This window comes from Streptomyces sp. NPDC002018 (genome assembly GCF_042890865.1).
Classification (GTDB): Bacteria; Actinomycetota; Actinomycetes; order Streptomycetales; family Streptomycetaceae; genus Streptomyces.
On sequence record NZ_JBIASO010000035.1, the window covers coordinates 28054 to 42318 of the forward strand.

11 protein-coding genes are annotated in these 14265 nt (G+C 67.0%); 9 read left to right on the plus strand and 2 right to left on the minus strand.

Going from position 1 to position 14265, the window contains the following annotated elements:
* The first annotated feature begins 764 nt into the window (after positions 1-764).
* The 4 genes from ACFYYH_RS33215 to ACFYYH_RS33230 all read left to right on the plus strand — a co-directional run bounded on the left by ACFYYH_RS33215 (position 765) and on the right by ACFYYH_RS33230 (position 6218).
* Positions 765-3167, plus strand: a complete 2403-nt coding sequence (locus ACFYYH_RS33215) for a hypothetical protein (RefSeq protein ID WP_388559220.1) — start codon at positions 765-767, stop codon at positions 3165-3167.
* 449 nt (positions 3168-3616) lie between these two features.
* Positions 3617-4522 carry an AraC family transcriptional regulator gene (locus tag ACFYYH_RS33220; protein ID WP_388559222.1) on the plus strand — a complete coding sequence of 302 codons (906 nt, stop codon included), beginning with the start codon at positions 3617-3619 and terminating at the stop codon, positions 4520-4522.
* Positions 4523-4650: 128 nt separating this feature from the next.
* The gene (locus ACFYYH_RS33225) at positions 4651-5304 is read left to right on the plus strand and encodes a hemerythrin domain-containing protein (RefSeq protein ID WP_388559260.1); all 654 of its coding nucleotides are present in this window, start codon (positions 4651-4653) and stop codon (positions 5302-5304) included.
* Positions 5301-6218: an LLM class flavin-dependent oxidoreductase gene (locus ACFYYH_RS33230; RefSeq protein ID WP_388559225.1), complete on the plus strand. Its 918-nt coding sequence runs from the start codon at positions 5301-5303 to the stop codon at positions 6216-6218. Before ACFYYH_RS33225 ends, ACFYYH_RS33230 begins: the two co-directional genes overlap by 4 nt.
* Before the next feature lie 619 nt (positions 6219-6837).
* On the opposite strand, the gene ACFYYH_RS33235 is transcribed toward ACFYYH_RS33230, so the two are convergent.
* Positions 6838-8040, minus strand: coding sequence for an IS110 family transposase (locus ACFYYH_RS33235; RefSeq protein ID WP_388559227.1), 1203 nt, complete (start codon positions 8038-8040; stop codon positions 6838-6840).
* A gap of 283 nt (positions 8041-8323) precedes the next feature.
* Positions 8324-9319, minus strand: coding sequence for an ArsR/SmtB family transcription factor (locus tag ACFYYH_RS33240; RefSeq protein WP_388559230.1), 996 nt, complete (start codon positions 9317-9319; stop codon positions 8324-8326).
* A 181-nt stretch (positions 9320-9500) separates the two neighbouring features.
* Between ACFYYH_RS33240 and ACFYYH_RS33245 the strand changes: the two genes are divergently transcribed.
* The 5 genes from ACFYYH_RS33245 to ACFYYH_RS33265 all read left to right on the plus strand — a co-directional run bounded on the left by ACFYYH_RS33245 (position 9501) and on the right by ACFYYH_RS33265 (position 13605).
* Positions 9501-10004, plus strand: coding sequence for a peptidoglycan-binding protein (locus tag ACFYYH_RS33245; protein WP_388559233.1), 504 nt, complete (start codon positions 9501-9503; stop codon positions 10002-10004).
* Positions 10005-10142: 138 nt separating this feature from the next.
* Positions 10143-10520, plus strand: coding sequence for a peptidoglycan-binding protein (locus ACFYYH_RS33250; RefSeq protein ID WP_388559236.1), 378 nt, complete (start codon positions 10143-10145; stop codon positions 10518-10520).
* A 153-nt stretch (positions 10521-10673) separates the two neighbouring features.
* Entirely contained in the window at positions 10674-11072 is a 399-nt protein-coding gene (locus tag ACFYYH_RS33255) for a peptidoglycan-binding protein (protein ID WP_388559239.1), read from the plus strand.
* A 259-nt stretch (positions 11073-11331) separates the two neighbouring features.
* Positions 11332-11706 (plus strand): peptidoglycan-binding protein, encoded by a 375-nt coding sequence (locus tag ACFYYH_RS33260; RefSeq protein ID WP_388559242.1) that lies wholly within the window; start codon positions 11332-11334, stop codon positions 11704-11706.
* 1653 nt (positions 11707-13359) lie between these two features.
* On the plus strand, positions 13360-13605 hold the full coding sequence (locus ACFYYH_RS33265) for a hypothetical protein (RefSeq protein WP_388559245.1): 246 nt from the start codon (positions 13360-13362) through the stop codon (positions 13603-13605).
* The last annotated feature ends 660 nt before the right edge of the window (positions 13606-14265 follow it).

Below are 14265 nucleotides of genomic sequence, written 5' to 3' on the forward strand. Positions count from 1 at the left end.
ACGTCGAGCCGGTCCCACGCTCCGAGGACCGCCTTGTATGCGTCCGGTTGGGGGCAACGTGCCCGCCGCGGTGGAGGCCGTCGGCGGGTACGTCAGGGCCTGGGCCGACGAACCAGACACCCGATGAATCTGTGCCTGTGGACAGTTCAGGTGGCGCTGTAAGCGTGCGGGGCTACCGCATGCTCAACAACCCTTGCCGGACAAAAGCGTTGGTGCGGCACGCTTGCGCAGGCCCTTGACAGGAAGGGGCGGGCAGCCCGACTATTCACCAAACATAGGATGTAAGTGTGTGGTCCAAGCCTTCAGCCGCCGGAGGCACCTCTCCGACGCACGCGAGTCTTCCAGCGGACGCAATACCGTTCGTCCTTCACCAGCCGGGCCCGAGCTCCCGACGCTGGCACGCCCTTGATGAATATTCGCGCTGCCCGGCCCTCCACGCCAACCCTCCGGTCACTCAGAATCATCTCGTCTCCGTACAGGGGAAGGACCCGCCCGTGTCACCACAAGGTTCGATCACGCGGAGGCTGCTGCGCCGCGTCGGCCCGATCGCAGCAGCCCTCGGTCTGCTTCTGACGGCACCCGTAGTTCAATCCGCCACTGCCGCGGCCTCCGTGACGCTCTACGCGTCGCCGTCCGGGACGGGTTCGGCCTGTTCCTCCTCGGCCCCGTGTTCCCTGTCCGGTGCCCAGGAGGCGGTTCGAACCCATCTCGCCGCAGAGGCCTCCGCGGACGTCAGCGTACTGCTGGCCGACGGTGTGTATCGCTTGTCGAAGACCTGGTCCCTCGCCCCGGCGGACTCGGGCACGCCGGGCCACCCAGTGGTGTGGAGGTCCGCGCCAGGGGCGCATCCGGTGATCTCGGGGGCCTCACAGGTCACCGGATGGACGCAGCGCGGATCGAGCGGGGTGTGGTCCGCTCCGGTACCCAGCTCCAGCAACAGCCGCCAGCTGTACATCGACGGCCATAAGGCCCCGATAGCGCAGGCGACCCCGGCGAGCCTGGGATTCCGGGGCTCGTGGACCGGAACGTCGACGGGCTACACGATCTCCGGCGACCAGGCGGCGATGGCGTGGTTCGGCTCGCTGACCGCAAGTCAGGTGGCGGGAGTCGAGTTCGGCTACCCCGGTGGCAACGGCCCGTGGACCGAGTCGAGGTGCCGCGTGGCAAGCTTCTCGGCGGCGGCCGGAACGCTGAGGATGAGCCAGCCGTGCTGGACCAATGTGACCGCCCGGGCGTCCTACGCACAAGCCAGCGGTGGCCTGCCGTCCATGTCGCCCCAGACGATGCCCGCGCGGATCGAGAACGCGCAGGCCCTGCTCGGTTCCGGACAGTGGTTCCTGGACGGCGCCGGCGGCACGTTGTACTACAAGCCTTCCGCAGGCCAGCAGATGTCCGCCCTCGACGTGGAACTGCCGCGCCTCGAGACCCTGGTCCAGGGCGCCGGTACTCTCGCCGCGCCCATCCACGACATCACCTTCAGCGGTCTTCAGTTCTCGTTCGCGACCTGGAACGCTCCCTCCACCAGCTCCGGGTTCGCCGACGTGCAGAGCAATCTGCGGATGACCGGCGCGAACAACCAGGGCATGTGCAGGTTCTCCAATCCCGCGGGAAGCTGCCCCTGGGGATCGCTGACCCAGCCCCTGGCGAACGTCTCGTTCACCGCTTCCAAGAACATCACGCTCACCGGCAACCGGTTCACCGGACTCGGCGGAGCCGGACTGGGCGTGATGTACGGAGCGACCAACACCCTCATTCAGGGCAACGAATTCACCGACATCGCCTCCACCGCGATCCTCCTCGGTTGCACCTACGACCCGCTGCCGACCGACCCGTCCGACGCCGCGGGGATCAAGCAGAACTGCACCCCCAACGGAGCAAATGAAACCGCTGCGATCGGCACCAACGAAATCCTGACCGGCACCACCGTGGCGGACAACGTCATCCATCACATCGGTACCGACTACTCCTCGGCCAGCGGCATCACCCTGCTGTTCTCACAGCACACGACCATTACCCGAAACAACCTGTACGACCTGCCCTACACCGGCATCACGGCCGGAGTCATCCAGGGGCACGTCAATCAGGCGAGCACCCCGCAGAACACCACAAACATCAACAGCTCGAACACCATCAGCAACAACATCCTCCATGACTATCTGTCCGTCCGCAGCGACGGCGGCGCCGTCTACGTCGAGGGACACCAGGCGCAGTACGTGTACCAGGCGGACGGGACGACGATCGACCCGGTGCAGACCCTGGCCAAGGGCCTTCAGGTCACCGGCAACATCGCCTACAACGGCCCCACGACCAACTTCACCTACTACAACGACGCCGGCTCGGAGTGGATCAACTGGCAGGGAAACGTCGCCTTCCGCGCCGGTGACAAATCACACGGCGGCTGTAGCCCGACGGGCCACTTCTGGATCACCGGCAACTACTTCTCCGCCGGCATCCAGTCATACCCGTGCGCCCAGCCGGTCGACACTCACGCCAGCGGGAACACGACCATCCCGGCAACCCCCAAGCCGACCGACCTTCCCAACGCCCTGCTGCGCGCCGCGGGCACGGGCTCCGGCTCCTTCACGCCGGTCGTCTCCGTCCCCGCGAAAATCTACTACGTGTCGCCCACGGCCAACGCGACGGAGGTGCTCGTCGCCGGCGAGGGCTTCGGCCCGGCAACGCCGGTATACATCGGCACCACCCCGGTCGCCGATGTGACCCACCTGTCCAGCGGATTCATGATCGTCCCGGTCCCGGCCGGCACCACAGCCGGGCAGATCTCCGTCACTCCGCAGGTCCCTGGATCCATCCGGCTCAACGACGACGACGGCAGAATCACCTACAGCGGATTCGCGTACGCGGACGGCCGCTCGTACGGCGACCATCAGAACGACGTCCACTACGCGACGTCGAACGGGTCGACCGCGTCGCTCACCTTCACCGGCACCAGAGTCACGGTGTACGGCGAGCAGAACACCGACCAGGGAAACATCGGAATCAGCATCGACGGCGGACCGCAGCAGGTCGTCAGCACACTGCCGAGCGACGGCGTACGACATGCGAACGTCGCGGTGTACACGTCCGGTCTGCTCTCCTCGGGCAGACACACCATCGTGGTGACCAAGCTGTCCGGTCAGTACAGCACCCTCGACGGATTCACCGTGTGAAGGCGAGCGGCCCGGTTTCGGCGCAGCACTGCCAGGTGCCTACTCGGCTTCTACCCCGGCCTCCACTGGGGCGAGCTCTCAGGCCTCCACCGCCACCGTATCGACCAGCGCCGCTCACGCCTTTTCGTGGTCGGAGTCAACACCAAAAGGGGAAGTTCCGTACCGGGACGGCTTGGCGGGATGTTCCCGACCGGTACGGCCCGTGGGCCACGCCGCACACCCGTTTCCGTCGCCGGGCTCTGGACGATCTCTCCCGCGTTCCCGCGGGCAAGCCGGAGGGCTTGCCGGAGGCGCGGCGCGGTTGGCGGGGAGGCGGCCGTTGGCGACCGTTCGGAACCGGCCGAGCAGAGGACGCGGGGCGAGTTACGTTTGTACAGCGGAGGCGTTGAGCCGGTTGGCTGCGCCGCTCGTATTCGCCTCGGAACGAGATCGACATTCGAGTAGGGACAGTGTTTCTGCATACCCCGACCATCGACACGCTCGGCACGACGGAAGGACGCTTCGCTTCGGCCTATCGTGAGGTACAGCTCGGCCCGGTGGGCCTGGGCGAGGTCACATTTCTGCGCGATTTGGCGGTCACCTGCGACGACGTCGGCGCCTACTACTACGTCCACCTGCCGCTCGCGGGTCGCTTCGACTCGCGGCACCGCGGCATCGACCTGAGCCACACCCGCGAGGCAACCGCTCTCTACCGGCCCGGTGGCGGATCGTTCTTCGGCCGGTGGGCGGCCGGCTACCGGGCACTGTGCGTACGGCTGGATGTCACGTACGTGAACGCCGCGCTTGTGCGGGTTCTGGACGACAGCGCACCGGCGCGGATCACCTTCGAGCACACCGTGAACATCGCGGCCGGCTTCGGGCGCGGCTGGGCGGAACTGCTCCTGTCCGTCAACCGGCAGTTGGGGAAACCGGACAGTCTCCTCTCCGAGCCGCTCATCGCGGCCCCGCTCGCGGAGAGCCTGGTGAACGGTTTCCTGCTCGCGACGGTGCACTCGCACTCCGAGGCGCTCAGGGCACCTGCGGCCGCCGCGCGACCGGCCGCGGTCCGCGTGGCCGTCGACCTCATCGAGGCCGATCCGAGGGCGCCCCTGACCGTGGCGATGCTTGCCTCGTCCTGCGACGTCAGCGTCCGTACCCTGCAGAACGGCTTTCGTCGATATCTGGGAATGGCACCGATGGCCTATGTACGCGAGGTCAGACTGCGCCGGGCTCACGAAGAACTGCGCGCCGCGGACCCCTTCGCCGAATCCGTTGCCGCCGTCGCGCGGCGCTGGGGCTTCCGCCATCTGGGCCGGTTCGCGGCCGCACACGAGGCTAGGTACGGGCAGACGCCGCTGAAAACACTTCGCGGATAATCGAGTTCGTTTGCTGGACAATTCCAGGAAAAATGCCATGGGCCTGTTAATCTTTCAACCAGTAAAGCCCTGCGAGCATTATTAGGAAATTGAACATGCAAAACGAGCCTTACGCAGACGTGCGTGATATGTACATGGCGCACACCATGTTCCGCCGGGAGATCGGCCTCGCCCCAGCCCTGGTACGTGGCGTGGCGGGCGGCAACGCCGAGCGGGCGGGGATCGTCGCCGACCACATCCAGTTCGTCGACACCGTCCTTCGTCATCACCACGAGGGCGAGGACCGGCACCTGTGGCCCCGGCTGCTCACCAGGGGTGGGACGGATGCCGCTGCCGTCGTGCGGGTCATGGAGGACCAGCACGAGGCGATCGAGAAGACCAACACCGAGGTGCGGGACGCGGCGGCCACGTGGCGGGTCACCGTGGCCCCGGAGGACGGGGCGGCGCTCGCCGAGGCGTTGCAGCGCCTGCTGGATCTTCTCGTCGAACACCTCGCGACCGAGGAGGACCAGGCACTTCCGCTGATCAAGAAGCACATCACGGCGGCGGAGTGGGGACAGATGGTCGCCGAGGGCGGCGCCGGTCTCGTGCCCGATGACATGATCCTGATCTTCGGCATGATGGCCTACGAGGGCGAACCCGACACCGTCCGGGACATCGTCGCCACGATGCCGCCGGAGATTCGTCCGGTAATGGCGGATCTTGCCGCGCAGGCATTCGCTCAGTACGCGGAACGCGTACACGGCACACCCACCCCGCCGCGGACGGGGGTGCGGCGATGACCGACTACGGACACGATCTCGTGTTCGGGGCCCTGCTGGAGCCGCCCAACGACCGCCCCCAGGACGTCCTGGCCCTGGCCGAACTCATCGAAGCGGTCGGGCTCGACGTGGTGAGCCTCTCGGATCACCCTTACTGGCCGGAGCGGCTGGACACCATGGCCCTCTTGGCCGCCATCGTGGCCAGGACGAAACGTGTCACGGTGATGCCCAACATGGCGAATCTCCCGCTGCGCCCGCCCGCCACGCTCGCCCGCACCGCCGCGACGCTCGACATCCTCAGTGGCGGTCGTTTCGAGCTGGGTGTAGCCACGGGCGCCCAGCAGATGTGGGACCTCGTGGTCGCAGAGGGCGGCCCGCGGCGAAATGCCGCCCAGTCCATCGAAGCGCTGGAGGAGGCGGTTCGCATCATCCGTGCCCTGTGGACGTCGGACACCGAGGTGGGCTTCGACGGCAGGCACTACCGCTTGGCCGGCGTGAAGCCCGGTCCGCGCCCCGTGCACGACCTCGGCATCTGGCTGGGTGCCTACCAGCCCCGGATGCTGCGTCTGGTCGGCACGATCGCGGACGGATGGGTGCCGAGTTCGCCGTTCCTGCCGCCGGAGCACGTGGCGACGGCCAACCGGGTCATCGACGAGGCCGCGGCCCGAGCCGGGCGTTCCCCGCGCGACGTGCGCCGCGGGTACAACATCGAAGGACGGTTCTCCTCCGGCTCCACCTTTCTGGACGGACCCCCGCGTCTGTGGGTCGAGCAGTTGGCCGACCTCGCCCTCACCCAGGGGATCAGCGCCTTCTTCCTCTACCGTGCGAACTCCCCCGATGTCATCAGGCAGTTCGCTGAGGAGGTCGCCCCAGCCGTGCGCGTGGCCGTGGCCGCCGAGCGACGCCCCGAGGCCAAGGCCACAACCACAGACTGAGCACCCCTCCCCCCGAAGCGGACCCGACCGGCAACGGCGCGACGGGGGGAGGCAGGACAGACCAACCCAGCAGCCGAAACGTCGGAATTCACTCCGGTCGGCGCGGCCGTGTCGATGATCGATCTCCGGGAACCTGCCATGGAATGGCCGGAAGGCGCCAGGGATCTTCTGGGTAGAGCGCCGCCGAGACCGCCGGCCGCTCCGCCGCGCTTCTGCCGAGGCCGTGTTTCGCGGACCGGGCCCTGGCCGAGCCGGTCCGATGGACACGGATGCGTGAGCCGTGGTCCGGGACGACGGCACCACGCCGAGGAGACGGAGGAGGCGCCGGCCTCCATCGCTCCATCGAAGCGGCGTTCCCCCTGTCCGGCGGTGACGGAACGGACTGGCTCGTGATGGCCACTGCCGTCACCGGCACGGAAGTGTCTCCCCGCACCCCTCAGGCGGACACTCTCGGGGCCGCACTGCTTTCGAGCGTGAGTAAGGATGTCCCATCCCGGACTCGGACGAGGTGTGCATGTTCTCCTGCACGTGTTTCCGCCTCGATGACGTGCAAGGACCGTCGGCTTCCCCGGGTACGGATCTACGCCCCGGTTTCACAGGGGTGCCTCTATGTCTTTGGTCAAGCGAGGCGTGGGGTTCGGGGTTCGTAGAAGGTGCCGTCGCGGAGCATCGCGAACAGCACGTTGATCCGTTGCCGGGCCAGGCGGAGAAGTGCCTGGGTATGGGTTTTTCCTCGGGCCCGGCATTTGTCGTAGTAGGTGCGGGAGGCGGGGTCGTGCAGGGCGGCGAACGCGGACAGGAACATCGCGCGTTTCAGGACGCGGTTGCCGCCTCGGGGTGCGTGTTCGCCGTGGATCGAGGTCCCGGACGACTTCGTGGTCGGGGCGAGTCCTGCGTAGGAGGCGAGGTGGGCGGCGGTGGGGAAGCCGGTGCCGTCGCCGACGGTGACCAGCAGGGTGGCGGCGGTCCTGACGCCGACGCCGGGCAGCGACGTCAGGACCTGGGAAAGAGGGTGTGCCTCCAGCAGGGCGCTGATCTGGGCTTCTGTGGCCCGGCGTTGTTCGTGGACGGCCGCGAGCGAGCGGGCCAGGGATGGGATGACGATGTCGAGGGTGCCGGTGCCGGGGACGACGACGGTCTGTTCGTCGAGCGCGTCGAAGACGTCGTCGATAAGCCGCGTGGCCATGCGCGGGGCCTTGGGCCGGATCACCTCGACGAGTCTGCGGCGTCCGGCCTTTCGCAGGGCGGCCGGGGATCCGTGGCGTTCCAGCAGCCAGGTGACGGCCTGGTGGTCGAGCCGGGGGCCGAGGACGCGCTCCAGGGATGGGTGGAACTGGGTGAGCAGGCCGCGGATCCGGTTGCTGGTGCGGGTGGCCTCGGCAGCGAGGTCCTGGTCGAAGCCGACCAGGACCGTGAGCTCGGCGGTGATCTCGTCGGTGAGTTCCAGCGAGCGCAGGGTGTGCGGCATGGTGCGTGCCGCGTCGGCGATCACGGCCGCGTCGCGGGCATCGGTCTTCGTCTCGCCCGGGTAGAGGTCGGCGATCCGCCGCATCGACAGGCCGGGCAGATAGGCGACCTTGCAGCCGGTGTCGCGGGCCACCGTCAGCGGGAGGGCTCCGATCGAGGCAGGCTGGTCCACGATCACCAGGACGGTGCCGAACTTGGTCTTCAGTTTCTCGAAGACGTCCCGCAGCTTCGGCTCGGTGTTCGGCAGTTGCTTGTCGAAGACCTTCTTGCCAGCCGGGGTGAGTCCGTGGCCGTGGTGGTGGCTCTTGCCGACGTCCAGGCCCAGGAAGACGCCTATCTCGTCGTACTCGTTCAAGCCGTCCTCCCGAACGGGGTTGTGCGGTGCCGGCCTCGGCGTTGGCGTCGTGCGCGCATCCACGTTATGCAGACCTGCCGCCCGCGAACTGCCCGGCCTTGCGCCGGACCGGACGGTGGCCGGACCTCTGATCAGCGTCTCCAACGGCGCCTCTCGGGCCCGGTGGCACCACCCCCCGGGTCATCGGTTCGACAGGGGGGAACAGCCATGCCGGGCCCGGAGGCCAGCGGCCCTCTTGCAGGACCGCGAAGAACATAACGGGGGACCGAGGAGTTGCGCCCGTCTACCGGCGCCCCGCGAGTCGGGACCCCTCGGGCGTACGGCGGTAGAGCACTGATCGGCCGGACCGGGCACGGGCGACGAGGCCGGCCCGGTGCAGTATGCCGAGGTGGTAGGAGACCGTGGAGATCCTGAGGAAATGACGTATCGCCAACTCCGTGGTGGAGGCCGGTTGTGCCAGAGCGGCCAGCAGTCCAGCACGGGTGGGGCCGAGCAGTCGGGCCATCTCGGCAGTGGGGGTCGCTGATGCGATGTTGGCAATGACCTCGTTGCGCACGGGATAGATGAGCGTCGGGGGCCGCCCCCCGTCACGCGTCGGGTCCACGGTCACGACTGACCCACGTGCGACGAGTGACGGTACGACGATCACCAGGGGCACGGGCAGGGCGATCCGGAACCGGCTCTCGACCCGCAGGGTGCCATCGGCCCATCGGATGTCGGAGTGAAGCGAGTTGAAGAGCGTGGCCGCTCCATGTCGGGCGAGCACGTTGGCGCATCGGTCGATCTCGGCGTCGAGAGTGGCCTTGGCGGCATCCCAGTGCGGGGCGAAGGCCAGATCCCAATAGCGCCGCATCTCGTCGGCCGCCTGCCGGGCCACATGCGCACCACCCCGCCCCATGGCCCGCCGCACACCTGCCGGCAGCTCGCAACCGGCGAGACCGTTCCGGGGCCGCCCGTCGCGTAGGGCCTCCAACTCGAACAGGATGCGCCGGGGTGGGGTGCACCGGACCTGTTTCAGTTGCTCCTCTACTGTGGGCGAGGGCCCTGAAGGATGCGGGCTGAGGAAGTCGGGCACGTATCCGCCCTCGTCCCGCGCCAGTTCCGACAGCAGTGGCAGTTGCGCCCGACGCAGTATGCGCCGGGCGCGAGCGATCCACGGATCGGTATCAGGAGCCGGTTGCACACCCCAGGGCAGCAGCGTCAAGGCGACCTCGTGCAGCGGTGAGACGGCGAAGCGGGACCGGGCGAGCCCGGCGGCGTCCACGGTGAGCTCGATCACGCCCCTTCCGACCCCTCCGCTGTCCGGTCCGGCTGGTTCCGCAGCCGTCCTTTCGAACCTGATCGAATCATGGCACAAATGGTCGCCTTAGAAGGCCTGATCACCACAGTCTGGTGGCCGGCGGTGTTGGGGCCCCACCACTGCGGGGGAGCTGCGATGCGAGGACGCGAGGGATCGCGGAATGGCCGTAGTACCCGTTTCCCTCAAGACTGAAACACGTGCCACGCGTAGCAGTCGGCCTGCGGTGATCATCACCGGATCACCGCACCAGAGAAACGAGATGAATTTGCGCAGAAACATCGCTATGGCCTTGACGACCGCGGCGCTGATCACTGGCACCATTGCCGCCCCTGCGGCATCTGCCGGTCCCGCCGTCGCTCAGGCATACACCTGTCACTACACCGAATCGTCGAGCGGCGATTGGTATGCCGGCCATTACGGCGGCAGTACAGTCATTCCGAGCTCCACCGGGGTGTCGAGTGCGGGCATCGAGGCCCAGTGCCTGCTCAAGAAGTCAGGGCGGTTCGACCCCGGCACGATCGACGGTGTCTTCGGGCCCAACTCTCGAGCCGCCGCGAGGAAATTCCAGGAATACATAAACGACTGGGCCGAACGCCCCATGCTGGAAGTCGACGGCATCGTCGGCCCCAAAACGTGGTACTTCCTGCGCTGTTGCACACCTTGAATGTCAAGAGCTGCTTTTCAGGCTCCGACGTCACAAGGCTGAAGCACGCACCACCAGCGGCGGTCGACTCATGGTAGTCACTACCACGCCGTACACGAGAGAGACGAGACGACTTTGCGTAGAAACATCGCTCTGGCCTTGACGACCGCGGCGCTGATCACCGGCATCATTTCCGCCCCTGCGGCATCTGCCGGTCCCGCCGTCGCTCAGGCATACACCTGTCACTACTCGGAGTCGGGAGCGTATACGTATGCCGGCTATTACAGCGGCAATACGGTCATTCCGAGCTCCAGCGGGGTGTCGAGTGCGGGCATCGAGGCCCAGTGCCTGCTCAGGGAGGCAGGGTTCAACCCTGGCACGATCGACGGAGTCTTCGGGACCAACTCCAAAGCCGCCGCCAGGGAATTCCAGGCCCGTGTGAACGACAGGGCCGGCTACCACGTGCTTGACGTCGATGGCATCGTCGGCAGCGCGACATGGCCTGAACTGCGGTACTACGTAGGCGCCCACTGGTAGATCCAGCCGCCCTCTCCAGGTACCACGACTTGAACCGTCCCCTGCGTATTCCGGAGAAGTAGCGTCGCAGCACATCGTGCAGCGGCGCCACTGGTGGCATTCGCCTGACAGTGATGACCACCGGACCCACGACACGAGAGAAGCGAGACGACCTTGCGCAGAAACATCGCGATTGCCTTGACAGCCGCGACGTTGATCGCCGGCACCATAGCCGCACCCTCAGCCTTCGCCGGGACCAGTACCGCTCAGGCATACAGCTGTCACTACTCCGTCTCGGGAGGCAACGCGTATGCCGGCTACTACAGCGGCAATACGGTCATTCCGAGCTCCGGCGGGGTGTCGAGTGCGGGCATCGAGGCCCAGTGCCTGCTCAAGAGGGCGAAATTCGACCCCGGCACGATCGACGGTGTCTTCGGGCCCAGGTCTCAAGCCGCTGCCAAGCGATTCCAGACCCTGATGAACGACGCGTTCGGTTACAACACCGCCATTGACGGCATCGTCGGCCAGGAAACATGGCCCGCGCTGCGGTGGTACGCCGAGTACAACGCCTGAGCGGCCGTCATCGTCCACAGCTCGGGAACTTGTTGATCAAGAAAGTCCGTCCCGGCGCCGTCGGCGCCGGGACGGCGGCGTACCTGGAGTCGGAGCACGCGGTCATCGTCCATGACGGCGCCGGATTCCACACGCTCACAAGCAGGCCGGCCGCCCTGAGCCGAAGCACCTGCCACCAGCAGCAGTCGGCCAACGGCCGTGCTGCCGGACCACCTCACGAGAGAGACGAGACGACATGCGCAGAAGTATCGTGACGGCTTTGACAGTCGCCACACTGACCACCGGAACCATTGCCGCGCCTGCCGCCTTCGCCGGCACCACCACCGCTCAGGCATATAGCTGCAGCTATGACGCCGCGGAGCCCTATGCGTATGCCGGCTACTACGAGGGCATGTCGGTCGTTCCGAGCTCCACCGTGGTGACAACGGCGGGTATCGAGGCTCAGTGCCTGCTCAAGTGGGCAGGATTCGACCCCGGCACGATCGACGGTGTCTTCGGGACCAACTCCCGAGCCGCCGCTAAGCGATTCCAGACCATGATGAACAACTCGCACGGTTATACGCTCGCAACCGACGGCATCGTCGGCAGCCAAACATGGCCTGCTCTGCGAACCTACGTCTGCTACCGAATGTGATCATTCGCTCCGTCGGCTCCGTATACCTGCGGCATTTCACGGTGAGCGTTGATGTCGCCGCCCAGGCCGGCAGGGACGGGCACCCTCGAGCGGCTTCGCTCTGTCATGTCATCCCTACCTTTCAGCATTGGCTGATTCGGATTCATTCGTAGAATCGGCCGGGAGCTCCCAGGCCGTCGGCCGTCAGATCCTGGAACACGGCGGCGAACCCGGCCGCCCCTCGTCCGTACCCCGGCCCTCGTCCGTACCCCGGCCCGCGTCCGGCACGCGCACCGCTGCGATCGCCCGGCGATCACGGAAGCATCAGGTGCAGTTCTGACCGGGCAGCTGCGAGAACCTTCCCGAGCAGACGGCGTCCGGACTCTGCTGTGCCGCTGCTCGAATGCTGCCTGTACAGCCGTCCTTCGCGGTATTGGTCGCGCTGCCGTTGGACCCGGCGGCGGCAGGTGACACTGCAGTACCTCTTCGGACGGCCGGGCCCGGGCCGTCGGGGAACTCCGTTTCGCAGGAGGCGCATCGCTCCACGGGTGACACACCCACGGTGAACCTTTCGGTGCCGGTGGCAGGCGCGAGACCGCCGGCCGGATGCCCACGGTCCCGCGCCGGTTGCACACACGAGGGCCGGGAACCGCCAGCGCAGCCAGAGCCGCAGCAGCACGTCCACCCACGCGGGATCAACGCGGCCCTGCGTCACCGGAACGAGGACCAACACCACCACGCACACCGTTTCGCGCCCCTGGGCGCCGGTTTTTGCAGCCACAAGCCCGGGCATCGGCCTCGGCCTGCGCGTGGACGCAGGCCGCGACCGCGACCGCGGAGTAAAGCCGGTGCGGCTCCCGGGTTGGAGCACTTCATGCAGGTTCTCAGCTCTGATGGCATCCGCCGACGCTGTGACTTGTGGTTTCTCACGGTGTCTCACGCCGTATCCAGCCGCTCGGTCTCACTCTGGGGTCCACATCCCCGGCCTGCGGTCAAAGGCAGTCCGCTGACCAAGTCCGCTCCACCACGACCTGCGGCCGCTTGCGGCCGTTGATCTTCTTCCCACCGTCGAAGCCGTGTGAGGAGGCGGGCACGGACGCGGCGGCCTTGACCGACTGGGAGTCGATGATGCCTGCGGTCGGCTCCGGGTCCCGGTCGGCCGGGTCTTCCCGCGCAGCCGGTCGTGGAACTCTTTGACCAGACCCTTGTCCCGCCAGCGGCGGATGAACGCGTAGACCCGGTCCTAGACGGGGAAGTCCATGGGCATCGCCCGCCACTTGATGGCGGGCGATGGCGGGCACCGCTGCTCCCGCTCGTCAGCCGCGAGCCTCTCATCGGTGGCACGCCGCTCCTCGGCCGCGATCCACCGGCGGGTGCGCTCGACGTGGCGCTCCTGGACGCGGGAAACGCAGGGCCCCCGTACGGGAGATGCATGCCGGCAACGGCCGCAGCGCATTCAAGGTTTCTACAAGACCGACCGGAGACGCTAATCGGCACGCCGCATCAACGGGGGCGGCGGAAGCTCAGTCACCAGGGGGAAGGGAACCCATGCGTCTTCGCCATGCCATCGCCAGCACCGTATTCAGCACCGCGCTCCTCGCCGGCGCAGCCGCCGCGCCAGCCCACGCGGCCTCATCCGGCGCGGCAGCGTGCCAGACGGCTTCCTGGAAGAGCGTGGACGGCACGGAAACGAGACTCACCCAGAGTGCGACACTCCACCAGCAGGGCCCGTACGCCGACTGCACCCCCGGCTACGGCCTGACCCCGAACACCAGGGTCGTATACGACTGCTACACCGTCAACAGCCACAACAACACGTGGACACATGTGACCGCGTACTACAGCAACCTGGTCCTCAAGGGCTGGATCTGGGACGAAAAGCTGCCGGGGTACGGCAGTTCTGTGGAATGCCCCTGGTGAATCCAGGGAAGCGGCCGCCGGGTGCACGTCCTGGCCGCCGCCATCGGCTACCGTGACGGTCACGACGCGGGTACGACTCCCGCCGCCACAGGCGCGGCCGAACGGCGACACCGAACCTGACGAAGCGCCCCAGCCCGAGACGGCTGGGGCGCTTCCGTGCCCTCGGACTACGCGTTGTCCAGCGGCCTGGGAAGATCCCTGCCGCTACCCAAAAACGCTTGGACCTCTCCCCACCGAGACGAAAAACCGACAGGTGTGTAATCCGCCAGCAGATCCAGATGGTCGGCAGGCCATTCCTCAGGGGACCCCTGCAACAGAACAAGACGTTGATCGAAACTGAAGTTCGCTTTGTCGATCCGCTGCACCAAGGAAAGGGCATGCTCGATTCCCTGCTAACCGCTATCGGCAGCCTGAATCAGCACTTGCCTCTCCGACGTCGTCACGCGAGCCGTGGGGCGCACCTTCGATCCTCGCGGCAGCGTGATGACAGGCCGGCTCGCGCACGCTCGTTGGTGTGTTCCTGAGCCAGATCTTGGGCAGCGCGGCAAACGACGCTTACGCAGCTCTAAGACGTCGTTTCTTATGGCGTGGTCAGTCGTTGAACGATGCATGGCGGATCTGGTTGAGCGGTTGGTGCCGGATGAGTTGTGGGTGTTGTTC